Here is a 5,593-nt window from a genome sequence, read left to right on the forward strand (position 1 = left end):
AGCAGCGCCGGCGCCGGTGCCGGCGGCGCGGTCGGCAACTACGCCATCACCGCCTCCGGCGCGACCGGCGCCGGGCTGTCCAACTACGTCGTCAGCTACGTCGACGGCAGCCTGCGCGTCGATCCGGCCACCTTGCGCATCGTCGCCAACGACGCCAACAAGACCTACGGCGGCACCGTCACCCTCAGCGGCTACAGCGTTTCGGGCCTGCTCAACGGCGACACCGTCTCCGGCGTCGCCCTGGGCAGCGCCGGCGTCGGTGCCGGCGCCGCGGTCGGCAACTACGCCATCACCGCCTCCGGCGCGACCGGCGCCGGGCTGTCCAACTACGTCGTCAGCTACGTCGACGGCAGCCTGCGCGTCGATCCGGCCACCTTGCGCATCGTCGCCAGCGATGCCAGCAAGACCGTCGGCAGCACCGCCACCCTCACCGGCTACCGTGTCTCCGGCCTGCTCAACCGCGACACCGTCTCCGGCGTCGCCCTGAACAGTGCCGGTGCCGGCAGCGGCGCTGCGGTCGGCAACTACGCCATCACCGCCTCCGGCGCCACCGGCGCAGGGCTGTCCAACTACACCATCAGCTACGTCGATGGCCTGTTGAACGTGGTCGCCGGCAACGGCGATGGCGGCGGCGCTGTCCAGTTGCCCACCACCACCGTGCAGGCGATCAACACCTCGGTCGCCGCCGCCACGGTGACCAGCGATGCCGGCAGCACGACAGAGACCAGTCCGCAAAAGGCCGACGAGACGGCCAGGCAACTGGCGGCCGCGGCACACGGCGGCAGCAGCGGCACCGTGACGGCCGCTACCGACTCGATCCTGATCGTCGACGGCGGCATCCGCGCCCCGGCGGTCGCCTGCAGCCCGGGCGCGTCCAACGCCTCCGCGGACAGCTGCATCATCCGGCAGTAGCCGGGAATGACCTGACGACACCGCGCGGCGGTGTCGTCGGGTCATGGCACCGCTTTCGTCACGGCCCTCGCCGGTACACGAATCGGCACCGGGCTCTCTGCACGAACGCGCGGCGATCGGTCGCCGCCGCGCCCGATTGTTTTTGCTGTTGGCGCAGAGCGGGCGTCGGGATACGCACGGCCGCCTGCGATCAGGCATCCGTCGCCGGCGGCACGCGCGACACTGCGAGCTGTGCATCCGGGTGGCGCGGCAGCAGCAATACGAAGCAGACCGACTCGTCGGGTGCCTGCCTGGCCAGGCCGACCCATCCCCCGAGACGCTCGGCGATGCGCCGGACCAGGTACAGACCGAGCCCCGCGCCCGGCGCATGCCGCGCGCTTTCGCCGCGGTAGTACTTCTGGAACAGCCGCTCGCGTTCGGCAGGCGCGATGCGTTCGCCCGGATTGGCGACCTCCAGCCGCAGCCCTCCGGCACCGCCGCGGACGCGCACGCGGATGGCCATGCCCGCCGGGCAATGGCGGTCGGCATTGGCGAGCAGGTTGCGCACGGCCACCCGCAGCAGTCCGGTGTCGGTGAGCAGACCGTCGTCGTCGGTGAGAATCTCGCAGACCACGCGCTGCGGCGGGAAGTCACCGCACAGGTCGTCGAGCAGGACGCGCAGGGCGCACGGCTGCAGCCGCAGTTCCGAAGCCGCCTCGCCCATGCGGTCGTCGGCGAGATACTCGTCCACCAGCGCCAGCAGCCGTTGCGCCGCGTCGCGGATGTTGCCGCAGCGCACGCGATTGCGTTCCGGCGGCGCATCCAGCTTGCGCGCCAGCTGTTGCGCCGAGGTCATGATGACGGCCAGCGGCGTGCGGAACTCGTGCGACACCATCGCCACGAAATCGCGTTGCTCCTGCATGACCTTGCGCTCGGTCTGCAGCAAACCGCGCAGGTCGTTCTCCAGCGCCTGCCGCCTGCCGATTTCGTTGCGCAGCTCTGCGGTGCGCAACGCCACGTCACGCTCCAGCGCCAGACCGTGCCTGCGCGCGAGTGCCACCGCGGCCTCGGCATGCCGCCGTTCGCGCAATCGGCGTTGCCGCTCGTAACGACCGATGAGGAACACGCTCAGCAGCGTCATGTGCAGCATGGTGCCGAACGTGGTGGCGTACTGGGTCCACGCATTGACCGGGACGAATCCGAGGTTGCGCAGGAAGCCCAGCATCACCCCCAGATAGAACGGAAAGAACGCGAGCACGAAGAACAGCGCCGGCCGATAGCGTCGCCACAGCAGGTGCAGCCCCAGCCCCGCCAGCAGCAGGATCTCCAGCAGGCCCAGCGACTGCACCGGCTGCATGCCCCAGGCGTAGTGGCCGGCGAGCACGAACACGGCGCACCCCAACGCGACCGCCCACAGCAGACGTGTGCCCCAGCGCACCAGCCGCGGATGAAAGGCGCGCAGGTTCAGTTGCCGGCTGGCGACCTGGAATCCCACCGGCAGACTGCAGGCGATGCTGATGCCCAACAGCGTGTCGCTCCACGCCATCGGCATGCCGGTGACCTGCTGCACCAGGCCGATGGACATCGCTTCGTTGAACACGCAGCCGCCGAGGTAGGCCACGAACAGGCCACTCATGCGCGCGCGCGTGGCGAGCCAGAACAGCACGTGCAGGCACAGCAGCAACAGGTAGAAGCCGAAATACAGGCCGAACTGCAGCCCCTCGCGCCGCGAGTGGTTATCGAACGGCAGCCGTTGCCAGACGTCCAGACGGGTGACCAACGCGTTCTTGCTGCGCAACCGCAGCAGCACCTCGTAATCGCCCGCATGCGTTGGCGCGAACTGGAAGACCGGGCTGCGATAGTCCACCGGCCAATCGCGCCGCGGCACGCGTTCGCCGCTGTCCCCCAGCGCGCGCCAGGCGCCGCCCTCGGGCCGCACGTAGGCCTGCACGTCGTCGAGCAAGGCATTGCTCAATCGCATCATCCAGCCGCCGGGCGGTACACTCTGGACATGAACAGGCAGGCGCAGCCACACGGCACCGTCGGCGAATCCCGCGTTGAGGCCGTCGGGCAGCCGGGTCCAGCCGGTCGCGGCGGCGGCCTGCACCACGTCCAGTCGGCCGTGCGGATCGTCCAGGCGCTGCAGATACCCGCTCGCATCCTGGTGCGCGCTGGTCAGCGGCAGCGCCGCGACCGCGGATGGCGCCGCGTCGGCGGCCACGGCCACGCCCACCACGAGCCATGCGCCCACCAGCCAGCGCCACCATTGCGCCATCATTCGCCATACCGCACCCTTGCCAGCCGATGACGTTACAGCAAACCGCACTGCGCGAGGACGCGACTCCATGTCCGAGGTGATCCTGCTCGAGGACGAGCCGGTGCTGTGCGAAGAACTCGGCGAGTTCCTGCAGGATCTGGGCTACGTCGTCCTCTGCGTGGACAGCATCGCCGGCTTCCGGCAACGATTCGATCCGGCGCGCCACACCATGGCCGTGATCGACGTCGGTCTTCCCGACGGCAGCGGCCTGGAACTGGTCAGTGAACTGCGGCGTGCCGGCCATCGGCTGGGCATCGTGGTGTTCAGTGCACGCAACACCGCCAGCGACCGCATCGCGGGACTGGAACTCGGCGTGGACCACTACCTGGGCAAGGGCGTCGATCTGGACGAACTCGCCGCCACCCTGGCGTCGCTGGGCCGGCGCCTGGCCCTGCCGCCACCGGCGGCGCGCTGGGTCCTGGAACTGGCCGCCGCACGCCTGAACGTTCCCAACGCGCCGCCGGTGCCGCTGTCGCACCAGGATCTGCTGGTGCTGGCCTGCCTGATGCGCCATGCCGGCGAGAGCGTGGGCCACCGCGAGATCGCCGACGCGCTGGGGGTGAACTTCCTCGAGTACGACCGGCGGCGGCTGGACACGCAGATGTACCGCCTGCGGCGCCGCGTGGAGGAAATCAGCGGACGCCCGCTGCCGGTGAAGACCTTGCGCAACAGCGGCTATCGCTTCCACGCGCCGGCGGCGTTGGCGCCCTGAGCGCCGCGGCGTGCCTCGCCGACGCGCCCTGCGGCCTGGCCACCAGTGCGCAAGCTCCGCTGCCGGCTCCCGCAACACGATGGCCCCGAAACGAAAAACGCCGGCGATGCCGGCGTTTTTCTTTCCTCGCAGGCGTTGCGGGGCCGATCAGCCCTGCCACTTGCCCAGCGCGGCCAGGCCGTTTTCCTTGGCGCGCTCGTACACCACCTGCTGCGCCTTGGCGAAATTGCCCTTCATGTCCTGCGCCCACAGCTTCAGCGCGGCCTGCTGCATGGCGCGGCCGTAGGAGAAGCTCAGCGGCCACGGCAGGTTGCCGAGCTGGTTCATCGCGTTGAGGTGCGCGGTGGACTGCTCGTCGGTCTGGCCGCCGGACAGGAACACGATGCCCGGCAGGATCGCCGGCACGGTGCTCTTGAGGCACATCACGGTGGACTCGGCCACTTCCTCGACACTGGCCTGCTCGTCGCAATCCTTGCCGGCGATGACCATCGAGGCCTTGAGGATGGTGCCTTCCAGGACCACGTTCTGCTCGTACAGCGCGCCGAACAGCGAACGCAGCGTGGCTTCGGTGACCTCGTAGCAGGTCTCGATGTCGTGGTCGCCGTCCATCAGCACTTCCGGCTCCACCATCGGCACCAGGCCCTGCTCCTGGCACAGCGCGGCATAACGGGCCAGCGCATGCGCATTGGTCTCGATGCACACGCCCGACGGGATGTCCTCGCCGATGGTGATGACCGCACGCCATTTGGCGAAGCGCGCGCCGAGCTTGTAGTACTCCTCCAGGCGTGTGCGCAGGCCGTCGAGGCCTTCGGTGATCAGTTCGCCCGGCATGCCGGCCAGCGGATGCGTGCCCTTGTCGACCTTGATGCCGGGGATGATGCCGTGCTCGGCCATGTACTTGGCGAACGGCACGCCGTCCTTGGTCTTCTGGCGGATCGTCTCGTCGTACAGGATCGCGCCGGAGATGTGGTCGCTCAGCTTGGGCGTGGTCAGCAGCAGCTCGCGGTAGGCACGGCGGTTCTCTTCGACATTCTCGATGCCCACGCCGGCGAAGCGCTTGGCGATGGTGCTGGTGGATTCGTCGATCGCGATGATGCCCTTGCCCGGGGCGACCATTGCCTGTGCGGTTTCGGCAAGCTGTTCGATGCTCATACGGTTCCTGATGGCTGCAGCGGGGGAACGCCCATTATACCGGGCCGGCCTGCATGCATTCCGTTACCGCGGGAATTGCAAGCGGTTACAGGCGTAGACCGTGCATGTTCCCGGCACGTCAGCCAAGTGCATCCGTCATTGCGTCACACTGCGCCTCTTCTTCGGCCTGCGCGGTCTGCAGCGGCGCGGCGTCCAGGGCCGGCACCGGCGCAGGCGCGCCCTGCGCTGTCGGCAAGGCGATGTCGAGCGCATCGAGCAACGGCTGCCAGTCGTCGGCACTGCGCGCGCGGCGGTGCGCCAGCAACGCGGCGTGGTGGCGCAGCCCCGGCAGCTGCCAGCGCAGTTCGCAGCAGACGCGATCGACTTCCTCGGCCGCTTCCGGCGCGGCGATCAGCCACGGCAGTTGCTCGACCATCTTGCCGGCGCCGGAATCGTGGATGGCCATGATGTAGCCCACGATCAACAGCAGCAGATGCTGCAAGGCCGCGCGCTCGTCCTCGCGCAGGTCGCCGCCGCGCTGC

The 5,593-nt window shown here is 69.2% G+C and carries 4 protein-coding genes and 1 pseudogene; 2 read left to right on the top strand and 3 right to left on the bottom strand.

Annotated features, from left to right (window positions below; all coding sequences use genetic code 11):
• A partial coding sequence (locus D180_RS12055) for an MBG domain-containing protein (protein WP_017912994.1) occupies positions 1-912 on the top strand: 912 nt, incomplete at its 5' end.
• 190 nt (positions 913-1,102) lie between these two features.
• On the opposite strand, the gene D180_RS12060 is transcribed toward D180_RS12055, so the two are convergent.
• Positions 1,103-3,142, bottom strand: a complete 2,040-nt coding sequence (locus tag D180_RS12060) for a sensor histidine kinase (RefSeq protein ID WP_232760464.1) — start codon at positions 3,140-3,142, stop codon at positions 1,103-1,105.
• 94 nt (positions 3,143-3,236) lie between these two features.
• Here D180_RS12060 and D180_RS12065 point away from each other — a divergent pair, with 94 nt between their 5' ends.
• Entirely contained in the window at positions 3,237-3,920 is a 684-nt protein-coding gene (locus D180_RS12065; protein ID WP_017912996.1) for a response regulator transcription factor, read from the top strand.
• 147 nt (positions 3,921-4,067) lie between these two features.
• Here D180_RS12065 and D180_RS12070 read toward each other — a convergent pair whose 3' ends face one another.
• Both D180_RS12070 and D180_RS24210 read right to left on the bottom strand, forming a co-directional pair.
• Positions 4,068-5,072 (bottom strand): class I fructose-bisphosphate aldolase, encoded by a 1,005-nt coding sequence (locus D180_RS12070; RefSeq protein WP_017912997.1) that lies wholly within the window; start codon positions 5,070-5,072, stop codon positions 4,068-4,070.
• 118 nt (positions 5,073-5,190) lie between these two features.
• Positions 5,191-5,593: pseudogene (locus D180_RS24210) on the bottom strand (metal-dependent phosphohydrolase); the annotation flags it as partial.

Source organism: Xanthomonas sp. SHU 166 (genome assembly GCF_000364685.1).
Classification (GTDB): domain Bacteria; phylum Pseudomonadota; class Gammaproteobacteria; order Xanthomonadales; family Xanthomonadaceae; genus Xanthomonas_A; species Xanthomonas_A sontii.